The organism is Acinetobacter sp. PFS20, assembly GCF_052261015.1.
Lineage (GTDB): Bacteria > Pseudomonadota > Gammaproteobacteria > Pseudomonadales > Moraxellaceae > Acinetobacter.
Genome location: NZ_JBPVZE010000001.1, coordinates 2,333,802 through 2,349,164 on the forward strand (window position 1 = coordinate 2,333,802; position 15,363 = coordinate 2,349,164).

The following is a 15,363-nucleotide window of genomic DNA, read 5'->3' on the forward strand; positions in this document are numbered from 1 at the left end:
AATAAAATGTCTGGAAAAACAGAAGTTGTTAAACCATTATCAGAACTTGCTATTAAAGATGTTAGTCATTCAAAACAAAAAATAGATGATTGGTTAAAAAGTCATACGCATCAAATTGTGACGTTAGACTTGGTTGCAAGTGTAATGGGAACAATTCCAATTATTGGCAATGTCATGGCTGCCATCGATGTGGTTTCCGACATTTGTTATATCTACGATAAAGGTTTTCAAAATGCCGATATTATGGATTGGACCACAATGGGTATTGACCTTATTGGTGTTGCGCCTATTCCGGGAACAACAGCAATACGTACTTCTGCTCGCCCAGCCCTGTTCCTAGTCCGTCAAGAAGTTAAACGTGTGGGTAAAGCTGCTTTAGGTGAAGCAGTGATTGTGGTGATCTCTAACCATTTAAACGATCAGGTTGCAGGGGACATAGAAAAATTCTGCAAAACCGGGTTAAACAAACTAAACTCAATTTTAGCCACTTGTGGTGGAACCGTCCAAAATGCCACAACACAAATTAACGGCGGAATTGTTCGAGTTGTAACAAAAGGTCAAGTATTTACCAATGCTGGGTCAAATACAAACCGCGCTCAACAGCAAGCTGCCGGTGTTATTAAAGGAATAAAAAGTGGTGACTTAACGCGAGCTGGAAAAAATTTAGTTTACATGACCGAAAACTGGGGGAAGGCTCTTATTAAAACAGGAGCAAACTCCAATGCTAAAGTTGTCACTTCTTTAGTTCCAGCACATCTAAAGCAGCCGATATTAAATGTAGGCGCAACGATTAATAAAATTGGTATTACTGCCAATACTAAAATTAAAGGCTTAGGAAATGCAGCGCAGCCGCAAACAATTGGATGGCTATTTGATGTATTGAGAATGAGTGCTTCTAAATTTAGGAAAAAGAAACCAGCTCAAGTTAAGCCAACTCAAACTACACAAGTTAAGCATGATAAGAAAAATAATAAATTAGAAAAGGCGAATACTGAACATGCAGCAACTCATAATGCGAATGCATGTAAAAACTGTAAAGGGGGTGCGACCAAACGATCGATTACCTTTGCCATGGGGACAGAGTTCTTAAATCATATAGATGCACAAATTCATCCATTATTGATAGAGCAATTCTCGAGAACGTATGTATCAAACTTATATCAATACGACCAATCAATTTTTGGTGCGCGGTGGATTACACCTTTTACAACAAAAATTGTTCGTTGTTCAACTTACAACATACATCATCCAAAAGAACCGATTGAACAAGAGGGATGGGAGTACATTGGCAGTGATGGCCGTCCAGTTCGCTTACCAGAGCTAAAAGTTGGACAGAGTTATTATGACGAAGTAGAAACTTTTACTTATACAGTTGTCTCACCTGAAATTAGAGCTATTTCATATGGGGTTTCAGAGACTCGCTTCTATCAAAAATATAGAAATGAGTTTCGTCTAGTCTCCATAGAACGTCAAAATGGATTTAGCGTTGGACTACGTTATGACCATGAGTTAGAAAATGGTGATAGCTATTTATCCGATATTCTATTTAAACAGCAACAACAAACATTGGCGCATGTAGCATTACAAATTAATGATGTGCAAAAAGTTGTTGCAGCTTGGTTGGTTGAAGATGGTCAACTCATTAGACAACTATCCGCATATCAATATAATGAGCAAGGCGATTTAATTAAGGCAACTAATGAGTTTGCTGCTTCTTATGAATATCAATACCAAGCTCATTTATTGACTCGTTATACAGATCTTACTCAAAGAGGAATGAACTTAAAATGGGATGGCATTTTACCTAGCTCAAAAGCGATTGAAGAATGGGCCGATGACTATAGTTCTGCTACTAAATTAGACTGGGATGAAAACATTCGCGTAACTTCAGTCATGGATATCGATGGTAACGTGACTGAATACTATTATGGTATTACGGGTTATACCTATCGAATTATTTATCCAGACAATTTGCAAGAATGGTTCTTTAGAGACCAAGCAAAAAATATAACATCACATATTGCTACAGATGGAACAGAAACATCATATACCTATGACGAACGCGGTAATGTCTTAAGTATGGTTCAGGCCGATGGTTCAACCTTCTATTATGAATATGACGAAAAAGATAATCTGACAGGTTTTGTTGATGCTGAACAGGGGCGTTGGTTTAAAGAATACGATGCTTCAGGAAATATAATTAAAGAGATTGATCCGCTGAAGCATGAAACAACCTATGCCTATAATGCAATGGGATTGGTAACTTCCATTAAGGATGCTAAAGGTGGTAAGAAGACACTCAAATATGATGATCAAGGCAACTTGGTTACTTATACTGATTGTTCTGGTAAAGAAACGCACTGGCACTATGATGATCGTGGGCGCGTCAAATTTATTGAAAATGCTTTAAAGCAAAAAGTTGAATATTTCTATACGGAATTAACTACTAAACCAAGACAGCCTCTAAAAAAAGGCTTATCGCTAAATGCTTTTGGACAGCTCGAAAAAATTAAACATGCTGATGGTGCTGAAGAACATTTTATTCATGACGAAGAAGGTCGTGTATTAGTTCATGTTGACTCTAAAGGACAGCAGACACGTTATGAATATGACGCAGCGGGTTTAATTACTAAGCGTATTGACCCATTAAATCAAACCTTGAAATATCAATGGGACCGTTTAAGTCGCTTAAAACGTTTAGTTAATGAAAATGGCGCAAGTTACGAGTTTGTCTATGATGCGGCAGGTAGGCTAGTAAAAGAAATTGATTTCGATGGCAAAGAAACTGCTTATACGTACGATGAATATAATGGTCGTTTAACTAGTAGTATTGAGGTCGCTTCTGCCTATGGTCAAGATTTCAAAGATCGTGCCGCACCTAAAGACCGTATTCAGCAATTTATTTTTGACAGCATGGGACGTTTAGAACAACGTACAGCAGGATATGGCTACCAAGGACAAGAGCTTGAAGAAAAGCAAACAGAAGAATTTTCTTATGATGGCTTAGGTAATCTAGTTCAGGCTAAAAATGCCGAAACTAACTTGCAATGGTTTTATGATGCAGCAGGCAATTTAATTAAAGAACATCATCAAGATGTTGTGACTCAGAAAACTGCTGTGTGGAAACATGTCTATGATGAATTAAATAATCGAACTACAACCATTCGACCAGATGGACAGAAAATAGATTGGCTAACTTATGGAAGTGGGCATGTCTATGGCGTGGCTTTAAATGGTGAAGATGTTGTTAGCTTTGAACGTGATGATTTACATAGAGAGACATTACGTCACTATGCAAATGGTCTTAGCCAACAACAACGTTATGATGAAGTCGGGCGCTTAACTCAGCAATTAATGTTGAGTGGGCATGACAAAGGCTATCAGGCTCAAACTAAAAATAATGCTATCCAGCATACCAACCAATTAATTGAACGCTTATATCATTACGATAAAACAGGTGAGTTAACGCTCATTAAAGATACACGTCGTGGAACCATTCACTATAAATATGATCCTGTCGGGCGCTTATTAGAGGCAACCAGTAAGCTTGGAAAAGAGACATTTAATTTTGACCCGGCAAGTAATATTCTAGATCGATATAACAGTACCAAAGAGCAATCCTCACAACCCACTGCCACTGAAAAAGGTCTTGGTTATAACCGCTTAGTTAGTAACGTCGTGCAGGAATATCTTGACCAACAATATCAATATGATGCTTTTGGGCAATTGATTCGACAAAAGTCATCACAAGGTGATTTAAATCTTGAGTGGGATGTGTTGGGACGTCTTGTTCGTAGCCGAAACAATCAATATACGGCGGATTATCGTTACGATGCTTTAGGTCGACGTATTCAAAAAAGAAGTAAACACCACCACACTGGGCAAGAGCAGAACATTATTTATGGTTGGGATGGTGATACTTTAGCTTATGAATCTAGTCATGACTTAACAAAACACTATTTCTACGAAAAAGATAGTTTCGTACCTTTGTTGCAAGCAGCGTATCGTCACTCAATTGAGCTACATCAAACCCAAGACTGGACAGAAAAAACATATAGCATTTATAAAGACCCTTTGTGGAATACAGTAAAACAAAGTCAAGGCTTTGATGATGTATGGTTCTATCACTGCGACCATTTAGGCACACCACAGGAAATGAGTGATCAGACAGGTGCTATTGTTTGGAAAGCTCAATATAAAGCTTGGGGGGAGTGTAAGGTTGAACAAGCTAAATCAGATTTCTTTGAAAATTCAGAAATTATTAGCAATAATATCCGTTTCCAAGGTCAGTACTTTGATGACGAAACAGGGCTTCATTACAACCGTTATCGTTATTATTCGCCGTATGTTGGTCGGTTTATCAGTAAAGACCCGATTGGATTGTTGGGGGGATTAAATGTTTATGCGTATGCACCGAATCCTAATAACTGGGTTGATCAGTTAGGTTTAACTTGTAGTAAATATAGAAGAGCAAGTTTAAGAGATATTAGGAAAAAATTGGGTATCCCAATGAGCCAACAACCTATAAGGCAAAAAATGGTTCCTTTAACAGATAAAAATGGTAAAAGAATTCTTAATCAGAATAATATGCCAATAATGACTCGAGAGTTAACATATAATGTTAAAGGAAAAGAAATTGTAATTCAGGATCATTCAGCTGGACATGATTTTGGTGAAGCCGATGGAAAAGGTAATCAACCATCCCATCATAATGTTAGACCCGCTGAAAATACACGTACGGGTGCAGTTGACGGAATGGATGACCATTTTTATTTTGATTGCAGGAATAGTAAATGATAGAAAAAATTAATTTGTTAAATCCAATGGCTCTAAAGAGTCATAATTTAGATAGTCAAAATATAGAAATTACTAGAGTTGTAATTTCTAATAATGACCCAACTCTTGAAATTAGATTTGTATTTAAGAGGGATGATTTTTCATTACATGTGGATATTAGTTTTATTGGAGTGGAGGAGTTGTTAATTAAAAATATAAGCTTTTCAAATATTGTTGAAAATTATTTTATAGAGAAAAATATATTTTCAATAAAAACAAAATTAGATGGGCTTATTGAGTTTAAGTATGAGTGGGGCAATATTGAATCGATGAAAAACATTAAGGAAGGTGTGTTTTAGATTGTTATTTTTGATTTATATTGTATTGGTGGGTAGATTTGTGAAATGAATTTAAAAAAGCAGAGAATTTTTTGGACTCAGTAATAGATGTACAAAAGTGTAATTGTATGAAATTTAATTCTAAGTTTGTTCAACCTTTGGAGAATGAAATGGTTGCTGTAGCTTTGGATTCATTAGGAAAAATACCAATTACAGGCATACGTAATGTACTAGAGGAAGGGGGAAATATTTCATGGTTTTTTTATTGTGGAGAATTTTCTGAAGATGATGATTTCTTTAAACCAATACATATATGTCATTTAGAAAACTATCTTCCCGAAGTTATTCCTTATTTGGCGTTGGAAGAAGGGTTTAGATTTGTAATAGATAAACAGGGTTACGAAGATGTATGGAAGGAAGAGTAGAAACTCAATTTATATTTTTTAACTTATAAAGATATTTATTAGTTTTTTATGAAAACTCTATAGGATATAACTGTAAATAATTAAGTAATTTAAGTATGGAATATAGAAGTATAGAATTTGATAAAATTGCTAAAAGCGAACAGCAATTACAGTCGCTCTCATTTATTGGTATTAATTATGATAAAAAATTAAAAAAAGCATTAACAGAAGAATATAAAAATCCTTCTGTTGTTGATATTAATATGCTTAAAGATCTTGAGGATAAATATAATTTGGTTCTTACCGAAGAATATAAGAATTTTTTATTGGAAACGAATGGTGGGGTACCTTCAAAGAGTATTTTTGATCTTACAAAGAAAAAGGATATTGTTATAGGACATTTTTTTACATTGTACTCTAAGGTTGAAATGTACACCCTACAAAATAATAATAATTCTTTAATTTCCTTTCCTATGGGATATTTTTCAATAGGTGACACAGTGAATGGGGATTATATTTTAATAAATTTAATCCTTAATGATAGTGATTATGGTGCAATCTTTATATTCTTTCATGAAAAAGATGAGTTGAAGAAAGTATCTAACTCATTCAATGAGTTTTTAGATAAATTACATGATTGATTTTTAATTTGATATATTCTGATAAGAAAATTATATTAAGTGTAGAGTAATTTTAAAGTTTTATTAATAAATTATAAAATATTATTTAAATAGTAGTGCTTTTAATGTGACTGCTTAGAAGCACTACTTAAAAACTAGTTATTTTAAAGGTTAATTTGTGACTTTTTATATCATTTAACCCTCTGAGTATACTCTTAAAGATTTTCTTGTGATTTGAAAGGAAGGTAAAAATATCTGTTGATTTAACTAAAGCTGATAGAGAAATTAAATCGGCTGTAAAATGTGGGTAAAAACAGTGGCTAAGTCAAAAGTATTGATGCATGTAGAATTAAAAACTGTCGGGAAAAAGTTTTTGGAGGTTATAGATAATGGATTCATGGCATAAGTTATATTCAGAAAAGTTAGTAAATTTAATTGTGGATGAGTTTCTAGTTCTTTACGAAAATTATAGTAAAGATGAAGATAAAATATATGCTTTAGTATTAATTACTGACGATGATGCTTTGACAAATTATATAATGATATCGACAGAACGTACTAGAAATAGTGTACATGCAGGAGTTGACTGGGAACCACATTCATGGATGCAGGGCTTAAGTGATGATGATGATACTTTTGGAGTTAGAGCTTTTACTCCAATTATAATGGAACATTATGAGAATGATATTGCTCCAAAGTTTCAGAAAGGGTTTGATTATGATGTAGAATTTAAAGAAAACTTAGAGCTCTATGTATATGCTTTAAAAGAGGAAAAAAATAAATTAATAGAAAAAATGGGTAAAAGTATTGAAGAAATTGTTTTCTTTGTATCTATCTTAGGAAATCCTGATATAGAGGTATCCACTGCAAAAGAAATTAATACTTTAACCAAAAATCTAAAAGATTTTTTAGAAATAAAAAAATAATTTTAATATATTGAAAGACACCCTTAATTTTGAATAAATAGTTTTATTATGATTTTTCAATAATAGGGTGTTTTATATAGGTTAGTATGAGTAAATAAATGAAAAGTTGGGATCAAGTGACTAAAGATGCTAGTGATTTTATTTCATTCTTAGAACAAGGAAATTTCTTTAATAAACCATTTCTGATAAGTGGAGATTATAAAATCATTACTGATGCTAAGGTTGGTATTAATTATGCTACGAATGATGACTTTGATACTTTTGATGAGTGGGAAACTGTAACGGATACACCCAACGTATTTCCAGATGATTTTGAATGGAATGATAAAATTAAATATAAGTTAAAACAGAATAATTATTTTGATTTTGAACAAAAAGAATTTAATGGTGCTAAAGAAAAATGGGTTTATGGGGAAGTTTGTATACTTACTGAATTAATGTATAGAGATATAGGGATTATTTTTCAGTGTTATGCGAATGATTGTTTACCAGAAATCTGGAAAAAAATTCTTGAAGTCTATTTAAATGGTGGGTTTCCATGTGGTTGGGATGAGCATCTTCCTAATGGTAAATTAGTAGTTTACTCAAATAAATGACTTATTTTTTGTTTTATGAAAAGTGTAAGGTTTATAATACTTATACTTTTCATAGGTGTTAATTAAATTTGAGATGAATGAAATTAAAAAATCTATAAGCTTGTGGTATCTTGATGATAACTATTTGTCTTTTTTAGGTAAATTTAGAGAAATAGAGATTACACCCGATATTATAATTTTTGGATATGAGACAGCATTAAAAGAAAATCAACATCTTCATGAAAATTATTCTGAGATTAGTGAGAAAGCTTGGGTGATTGGTCGTACAGGTCAAGGTGATGAGTGGTTTTTACATAAGTCAAAAAATAATATTTTATTTTATGATCATAACCAAGGAGAGTATTTTAATATTAATCGGTTTTTAGATATGAAAATTAATTTTGAAAAGTTTCTTAAAATAGCATTTATTTATCAGAAACTTGAAGAAGAATTGGATATACACGAAGAGCTTAATGAAGTTGAACAAGATCAATTTAAGAAATTAGTCAATTCTATTAATGAAGGTTTATATGAAAGATGTCCATTTAAATATTTTTAAGTTTTTTATTTTATAAGGTTAGATAATTTTTAGATAAAATGTTTGATAATATTTAATTGTCTTAAGTAGATATAATACATGGTCATCCAATATCAAAAGATCGATAAAATAAATATCTAAAGAGGTCATAATGAATATTTGGTGGAATATTGATATTAAAGATGGAGTTGTTAGTCATGACTCCATTTCTTGGATTGATGATAATTTTGAAATAAATGAAGATACAGTTTTTGACTTGTCTGAAGATTTATTACAAATTTCTTTTAATAACAATAAAATATTGGATGTCGGGTGGTATCCAGATCTAGAGGTAGATGGTTGTTTTAAAATTGTATTGATAAAAGATATGAATTGGGACTCACCTATAATTGAAAAAGAGTGTGGGGATATAAAAAGTTTAAAGGAAAATATATCAAATATTATATCTAATAATATTTAGGTGGTGAACACGTTACTAATTTGGGGTTTGTGAACCCCTCTTTCATATTCAAAGCATTAACAGGAAAGAAGTAAATGCAAGAATCCAATTTTGATTCAAATGCCAATATTGAAGAATATTTAATCAATTGCGGTTGGTATACAGGAAGAAAAATAGATATTGAACGCATCATAGAAACATGGAAAGCAGATAATTATAAAATTTTTAATTCTGCTATAGTTTTTGTCCAAAGTTTTAATGGATTAAATATAGCTCATGAGGCATATAGAGGAAAAGAAAAAGATTTTTCGTATTTCAATTCTATTAAAGCAACAGAAGGTATAGATCCTGCCTGGATATTTGAGGAGTATTCATTAAAGGCAGGAAGTGACCTTTTACCAATTGGATTGGGCTATAGTGAACATTTAACATATTTTATAGATCCATCATTTAAGTTTTATGGTGGTTATGATGACTATTTTTGCAAAATTGGGGATTCAGTTAATAGCTTTTTTAATAATATTTTTTATGAAAAAAACTTTATTCAATTGTAAGTAATTAAAAAGTTAACAGTCAAATACTCTAAAAGTTTTGACTGTTAATCAATGTATAGAGGCAGATATTTATGCTATGTATATTAAGAGAAAAAACAATTTATTAGATGAGGATGATTTCATAAAAAAAGATCTTGTAACAGATGACTTTTTTATTGCTAGAGATACGGATAAACCTTATATCTATGTAGTAAGTCAAAAATTTGTGGATATTATTAATAAATTTGAATTCAAAATGAAATTCTTAGAATACTAAAAGATTAACAACTTTTAAAAGTGAATTAATAACGTAAGTTTTTAATTCACTTTATATCTTTATTACGTTCGTCATCTTCATCCACTCTTGTATTCATATGGTTAAGTTTCTCTTTACAAAATAGACAGATGTTTCTGTATTTTATAAAATAATGCCAATCCTGACAAAGTTTTCATAAAAAAGATGTTATCTCATATACATAGAATTCTAGAAGATTTGGGTATCAGCTCGCAAAAACGCGTGCTTCATGTTCAGTTTTCTAATCCATCGTTGAATACTCAAGTCTTTTTACAAAGCATTGAAGGGCAGCATCAGCTAAATAAAGGACTGACTGCTGAGTTATTTTGTCTTTCTACTAATGCCCATATTTCATTAAAACAATTTATTGGTTGTCAGGTTGCAGTCGATCAAGTAACTGATCAGGGGCAGCTATTTAGAACTACAGGAATTATTACAGAAGCCAGTCAGGGGCAGAGTGATGGTTCATTAACATTGTATAAATTGAGATTACAAGACCCGACCGCGCTATGGCATAAACGCCGCAATAGCCGTGTGTTTATGAATAAGAGTGTACGGGACATTACTGAAATTCTATTTACTGAGTGGCAGAATAAAAGCCCGTTGTTTGCTTCTGCCTTAACTTTGGATTTAAAAGGTCTAACCGAAGATTACGATGTTCGACCTTTTGTTATGCAAAGTAACGAAACGGATTATGAGTTTTTAACCCGACTTTGGCGTAGTGAAGGCATTAACTGGTTAATTGATGAAGCTCAGTTGTTTGTCACTAATAGCTCGGATGAAATTCAATCACAAAAGTTACGTTTAATTGATAATAATGAATCATATTTAGCATTAGACCGAAGAAATATCCGTTATCACCGCAGTAGTGCTGTTGAACAACAAGACAGTATGACGAGCCTTGTGCCAACTCGAAGCTTACAATCTACAGCCGTGCATGTGCAACGCTGGCAGGCGGATGCTTTAAGTCAAGAAGAAGGCATGGGCAGTGTTCAGTCAAAGCATAGTCATAGTGCTAATCAGGATAACGCGAGTTTAAGTCTAGAACATGCATGGTATGTCAGTCCTGCTTGGATACAAGATTTAAAAGGTGAAGATCAAGCTACTGCATCGGGTCATCAGCAGTTAGAAAAACTCAATCAAAATTTATCTGATTATTATGCGTCTCAATCAAAATATTTTCGTGCGCAAACTACAGTACGTGACGCGCAAGTCGGTTATTGGTTTGAACTGAATGAACATCCTGAAATAGATACGCATAGTGGGACAGACAAAGAGTTTCTGATTATTGGCAAAAGCTTCTATCTGCAAAACAATTTGCCTAAAGATTTGCAAAAACAAATCAATCAACTTGTTAGTCAAAGCCAATGGCAAAACAATCAATCAGGACCAAATGACCAGACTGAGCGTCAGGGTAATGAGCTCATCTTGTCACGCAGAAATATTAAAACTGTTCCTGAGTATGATCCATTAGGGCACCGACCAGCAGCTTACCCACAGCGCGCTAGAGTGGTGGGACTAGAGGGTGAAAGTATTCATGTCGACCAGTGGGGTCGTATTAAAGTCCGCTTCCTATTTACCCGAACTGACGACCATAGTCACGACGGTGGAGCAGGAAGTAACGACAATGATACCGACTCAGCTTGGGTAGATGTACTCACCCCATGGGCTGGTGAGGGTTATGGGGCACGTTTCTTGCCACGTGTCGGTGAGATTGTAGTGATCGACTTCTTTGACGGCAACATTGACCGTCCATTTGTGGTGGGGCGTATTCATGAAGCCGAACGTCACCCAACGCAGTTTGATCAAAAAGGCCAATTGCCGGAGACCAAAAAACTCAGTGGTATCCGCTCAGAAGAAGTCGACGGTAAAGGCTTTAACCAGCTACGTTTTGATGACACTACAGGCCAGATCAGTGCCCAGCTCCAAAGCAGCCATGCAGCAAGCCAGCTAAACTTGGGTAACTTAAGCCATCCAAAAGACAAAGCGGAAAGTGAAGGCCGAGGTGAGGGTTTTGAACTCAGAACAGACCAGTGGGGTGCAGTAAGAGCAGGCAGTGGTTTACTCCTTAGTACCCACAAGCAGGATCAAGCTCAAGGTGTACACCTTGATGCAAATGAGGCCAAGCAACAAATCGAAGGCGGACTTAGCAATGCCAAGGCACTTAGTGAAGTTGCCAAAAATCAGCAAACTGACCCGTTAGATATGCTTGAGAATATTCAAACTTTCTTAGAAGTTCTCAAACAAGAAGATCCTAAAAAGGCTGCTGAGTTTCAATCAGCAGTGATGCTATTGGCATCTTCAAAAAGTATTGCTGTAAGTAGTAATGAGGATATACACCTCAGTGCAAATGGTCAGCTCACTCAAAGTGCTGGAGATAGCATTAATATAAGTACGCAAAAGAATATAGTAAGTCATGCGAGTCAAAAAATAAGTCTATTTGCCGCCCAAGAAGGTGCTCGACTTTTTGCAGGTCAAGGTAAAGTTGAAATTCAGGCACAAGCTGATGGCTTAGATGTGATTGGTCGAAAGGGTATACAGATTACTTCAACCGAAGACACGGTTTTTATTACCAGTCCAACTGAAATTAATCTGACTGCAAGTGGATCTCAAGTTAAGTTGAATGGTTCGGGTATTTTCCCTGTCACCGGCGGTAAGCTTGAGGTGAAAGCAGGGCAACATTTGTTTGTGGGAGGAGCTAAGGTGGCAACGCTAAGTCCTGAATTGGTGATGTTACCTGACTACCATTTAACTTATATAGCAAAAGATTTAGATGGAAATCCCTTGAAAAATAAGAAGTATTTGATGATTTTACAAAATGGAGAAATGGTTAGTGGTGTAACGGATGGTCAGGGTAAAACTCGGAAAATCACAACCAAAGGTCCTCAGAAAATCCAGATTAGCTTAGAAGATCATGTTCACGATGGTTTTGTAACTTTTGAAGAAGAATAAGTGATGAATAAAATTAAATTAAAACTATTTATTAACGTGTTGCCTGATAATGACGCGATTCCTTGTCATGACATGCTTTATTCTGTAACAGAAAAGGGTAGAAGACCTGGCGAGGCAAATAAACTTGCTATAGCAATAGCGAGTACAAAAACTCCTAAGCCTCTTATGCAGCCATTGGATATGAAATCCATATATAAGAACAAACCGATTACTGGCCAAGCAATAGCGCAAAATATGGCAAAGTATAAAGATGCACAAGAAAGTATAACCCTTGTTCATAACAGAGAAGACAGAACTGATTTGAAGGGTTTTACCAAAGAAATGTATTTGCCAGTTGGAGAATATGATCTTTGGATTAAGCGTAATGATTCTGAATGGGAAAAGGCCATCAATATAAATGGTACGTCAGGCATTCAGATAAAACAAGAAAAGCAAGGAATAACCACGATAGAGTACCAGATTAAGCAATATTACCGCTATAAAATAGAGGGTTTTAGAGGCTCTAAATTATCTGATAATATTTCATTTGAAACTTTCACTTTTGACAAAGAGGGTAAAGAAAAGAAAATTAGTTTAACGAATGTCAAAGTGAAAATCGTAGATAAAAATGGTTTTACACCACCTCTGTATTCGCCAAAAGGTGAAATTATATTTGTAAAATTTAAGTTTATAAATATGGATATCCAACCAGACAAAAAAGATATACAACATTTCACCACAATTAGTAAAAATAATTATGTCACTGTGCAATTGAAGTCGGTTGCTAAAACCACTAAGCAAAAAGAGAATACGACAGTAACATTGCAGGGAAATGGAAAACCCCCTGTTATTTTAAATATGCATAGAGAGGAAATGATTGTTCTTTCAGCAGAGGACTATGCTGAGTTTGAGAAAGAAAGTTCGAAATTAGATAAATTATTTGGTAATTCTTTTGATGCTAAAAATAAATTAGCAGAGGCAATAAAATCTGGTAGCGTTTCTAGTGTTAAAAAAGCAGAAGATGAAATAAAAGAAGCAGAGAAGAAAATTGAAGAGGAGCTAAATAAAAACTTTAAAAAAGCAGCTGACTTGACAGAGGTTATTACTTTTGAGGCTCGTCGAAAGAAAAATCCAAGTGGTAACACGCAAGAATTTGATTTCAGACGTCGATATTTGCGTACTGATAGATATATGCAATTACAACAAAAGAAAAAAAATAAAGAAAGTTTTAAGGTTACAGTCTTAGGAACTGAATTAAAGAAGCTTAAAGATATAAAGCAAGACTTTAAGAAAATTAATGAACAGGCTATTCACAATGAGTTTAAAAAAGTCAGTCTGGATTTGGCTAAATATTCTAAGCAAACTGGAACAAAGGTTTGGGACTTCTCTGCTTTTAGTGCAGGTTTTGTTGAACAAATTAAAATTTCAGATAGTTTAACGGTAGATATTCAATCTCAATGGTTAAGATGTGTTGGTGGTGCTGGTTTCTCATCAAGTGCGAGTTGGAAACCTGAAAGTGGAGAAGTGAATGCTAAGGCAAATGTGAATGCCCAAGGTAAGTTGGTTTTGTTTGAGGGGAAGGCAAAAACTACCTATGTTATTCCATGTGATAAAGGTTGGATGCTGAACTTTGAAGATATTGATTTAGGGGCATTCCGGTTTATTGTTGGCATGGAGCTCTATGGTTTTGCTGGTGCAAAAGTGGCCGCAGGAATTGGTTTAGAGATCAGCTACAGTAAAGATGGTCAACAACAATTAGCTGCCAATGGTAGGCGAAACCGAAATCCCTCACTTGCCAATAATATGGGGGAAAACCGCCCAAGATTTGTACCAATGGATCGTGATGAAAGTATTATTCCTGGTAGCGGTGCAAGTTCTGAGGGGCAAATTGAAGCATTTGCTGGGGCTGAGGCAGGTATCAAACCATCGGGTGAATTTCAGTGGCTTTCACCGGAAGCTAAAGATTTCAAGGCTTTGGCGAGTTTGGCATTGGATTTTGCTGTTAGTGCTGGATTGGGAGCGGGAGTTAATTTTAAACTATTTTATTGGGCACAAGAAAATCAATTCCGTTTTAGGGCCAAAGCAGCCTTATGTGTTGGTTTAGGGGCAAAAGGTGCATTAGATTTCGTTATTGATTTTAGTCAGATGCTTGAAGTGTTGAAATGGGTGCACTACCAGCTTATACGCGCTCAATTCACAATATTGGGTTTTATTGCGGAAGATGCTTTTAGAAATTTAAGTCAATTGGCTGTAATTGCTCTGGGTAATGACTCTATAACTGCTAAAACTCTCAATGACATTGCTGAGGAGTTTGATAATTTTAATGGTAAGTATTCCGATGCGAAAAATTCAGTTGATTTAGCCAATAAAATTAAAAGACAACCTGAGTGGCTAAAACAAGCAACCCCTGAAGCCAAGGGAATGCTAATCTACCAAATGACTAGACACAATAAAGTTACTCATTTAGCCGACTACCCGTCATCTTTAACGTCTCCATATTTACCTAGCCATAAGCAAGCTGTTATTGCAATTTTTGAAACTATTACAACAGAAAATGAATGGTTAAATGTTCTCCAAAGAATGTCTTTTGATGGCTCAAAATCAACTAATAGTATTAAAAAATTAGAAAAACAACTTTTGGTTTTTTTACATGATGGTGTTTGGTCTCAGGTCTCAGATATTGTAAAAGAATATGCTTTTAATTCAGATACAGTTGGACGTGGAAGTGAATATGTTGATCAATATGAAAAATTACGCTCAAAAGTTGTAAAAACAATTCCTTTACATGAAAAAGCACCAATGAATAATCCAAGAGAATTAAAAAAATTACGAGAAAAGATGGCGAGTGAACCAAGTATTGTTAATGCGGATGCTTTAATTGCTTTAAATACGGAAGCAGTACCATCGCTTGAAGTCGATGGTACTGATGCAGAATTGTTTATTGCAGCAAATTATCAACAAAACTCTGATGGTTCATATATGGCTTAA

The 15,363-nt window shown here is 34.5% G+C and carries 11 protein-coding genes; all 11 read left to right on the forward strand.

Going from position 1 to position 15,363, the window contains the following annotated elements; translation table 11 throughout:
- Positions 1–6: 6 nt before the first annotated feature.
- Positions 7–4,797, forward strand: coding sequence for an RHS repeat-associated core domain-containing protein (locus ACS125_RS11040; RefSeq protein ID WP_443272098.1), 4,791 nt, complete (start codon positions 7–9; stop codon positions 4,795–4,797).
- On the forward strand, positions 4,794–5,135 hold the full coding sequence (locus tag ACS125_RS11045) for a hypothetical protein (protein WP_443272100.1): 342 nt from the start codon (positions 4,794–4,796) through the stop codon (positions 5,133–5,135). The genes ACS125_RS11040 and ACS125_RS11045 overlap by 4 nt, the downstream gene beginning before the upstream one ends.
- 71 nt (positions 5,136–5,206) lie before the next feature.
- On the forward strand, positions 5,207–5,539 hold the full coding sequence (locus ACS125_RS11050) for an immunity protein Imm33 domain-containing protein (protein ID WP_443272102.1): 333 nt from the start codon (positions 5,207–5,209) through the stop codon (positions 5,537–5,539).
- Positions 5,540–5,634: 95 nt separating this feature from the next.
- Positions 5,635–6,159, forward strand: coding sequence for an SMI1/KNR4 family protein (locus tag ACS125_RS11055; RefSeq protein WP_443272104.1), 525 nt, complete (start codon positions 5,635–5,637; stop codon positions 6,157–6,159).
- Between the two features lie 368 nt (positions 6,160–6,527).
- The gene (locus ACS125_RS11060; protein WP_443272106.1) at positions 6,528–7,064 is read left to right on the forward strand and encodes a DUF4303 domain-containing protein; all 537 of its coding nucleotides are present in this window, start codon (positions 6,528–6,530) and stop codon (positions 7,062–7,064) included.
- A 98-nt stretch (positions 7,065–7,162) separates the two neighbouring features.
- Entirely contained in the window at positions 7,163–7,660 is a 498-nt protein-coding gene (locus ACS125_RS11065) for a hypothetical protein (protein ID WP_443272108.1), read from the forward strand.
- Positions 7,661–7,733: 73 nt separating this feature from the next.
- On the forward strand, positions 7,734–8,198 hold the full coding sequence (locus tag ACS125_RS11070) for an SMI1/KNR4 family protein (protein WP_443272110.1): 465 nt from the start codon (positions 7,734–7,736) through the stop codon (positions 8,196–8,198).
- Between the two features lie 130 nt (positions 8,199–8,328).
- Positions 8,329–8,637, forward strand: coding sequence for a hypothetical protein (locus tag ACS125_RS11075; RefSeq protein ID WP_174742597.1), 309 nt, complete (start codon positions 8,329–8,331; stop codon positions 8,635–8,637).
- A 74-nt stretch (positions 8,638–8,711) separates the two neighbouring features.
- Positions 8,712–9,170, forward strand: a complete 459-nt coding sequence (locus ACS125_RS11080; RefSeq protein WP_443272112.1) for an SUKH-3 domain-containing protein — start codon at positions 8,712–8,714, stop codon at positions 9,168–9,170.
- Between the two features lie 439 nt (positions 9,171–9,609).
- Positions 9,610–12,396, forward strand: a complete 2,787-nt coding sequence (locus ACS125_RS11085) for a type VI secretion system Vgr family protein (protein WP_443272114.1) — start codon at positions 9,610–9,612, stop codon at positions 12,394–12,396.
- 3 nt (positions 12,397–12,399) lie between these two features.
- Positions 12,400–15,363 (forward strand): ATPase, encoded by a 2,964-nt coding sequence (locus ACS125_RS11090; protein ID WP_443272116.1) that lies wholly within the window; start codon positions 12,400–12,402, stop codon positions 15,361–15,363.

Coding starts and splice junctions, on each gene's coding strand:
- ACS125_RS11045 (WP_443272100.1), top strand. CDS start 4,794: ATGATAGAAAAAATTAATTTGTTAAATCCAATGGCTCTAAAGAGTCAT.
- ACS125_RS11075 (WP_174742597.1), top strand. CDS start 8,329: ATGAATATTTGGTGGAATATTGATATTAAAGATGGAGTTGTTAGTCAT.
- ACS125_RS11085 (WP_443272114.1), top strand. CDS start 9,610: ATGTTATCTCATATACATAGAATTCTAGAAGATTTGGGTATCAGCTCG.
- ACS125_RS11040 (WP_443272098.1), top strand. CDS start 7: ATGTCTGGAAAAACAGAAGTTGTTAAACCATTATCAGAACTTGCTATT.
- ACS125_RS11080 (WP_443272112.1), top strand. CDS start 8,712: ATGCAAGAATCCAATTTTGATTCAAATGCCAATATTGAAGAATATTTA.
- ACS125_RS11065 (WP_443272108.1), top strand. CDS start 7,163: ATGAAAAGTTGGGATCAAGTGACTAAAGATGCTAGTGATTTTATTTCA.
- ACS125_RS11060 (WP_443272106.1), top strand. CDS start 6,528: ATGGATTCATGGCATAAGTTATATTCAGAAAAGTTAGTAAATTTAATT.
- ACS125_RS11070 (WP_443272110.1), top strand. CDS start 7,734: ATGAATGAAATTAAAAAATCTATAAGCTTGTGGTATCTTGATGATAAC.
- ACS125_RS11090 (WP_443272116.1), top strand. CDS start 12,400: ATGAATAAAATTAAATTAAAACTATTTATTAACGTGTTGCCTGATAAT.
- ACS125_RS11055 (WP_443272104.1), top strand. CDS start 5,635: ATGGAATATAGAAGTATAGAATTTGATAAAATTGCTAAAAGCGAACAG.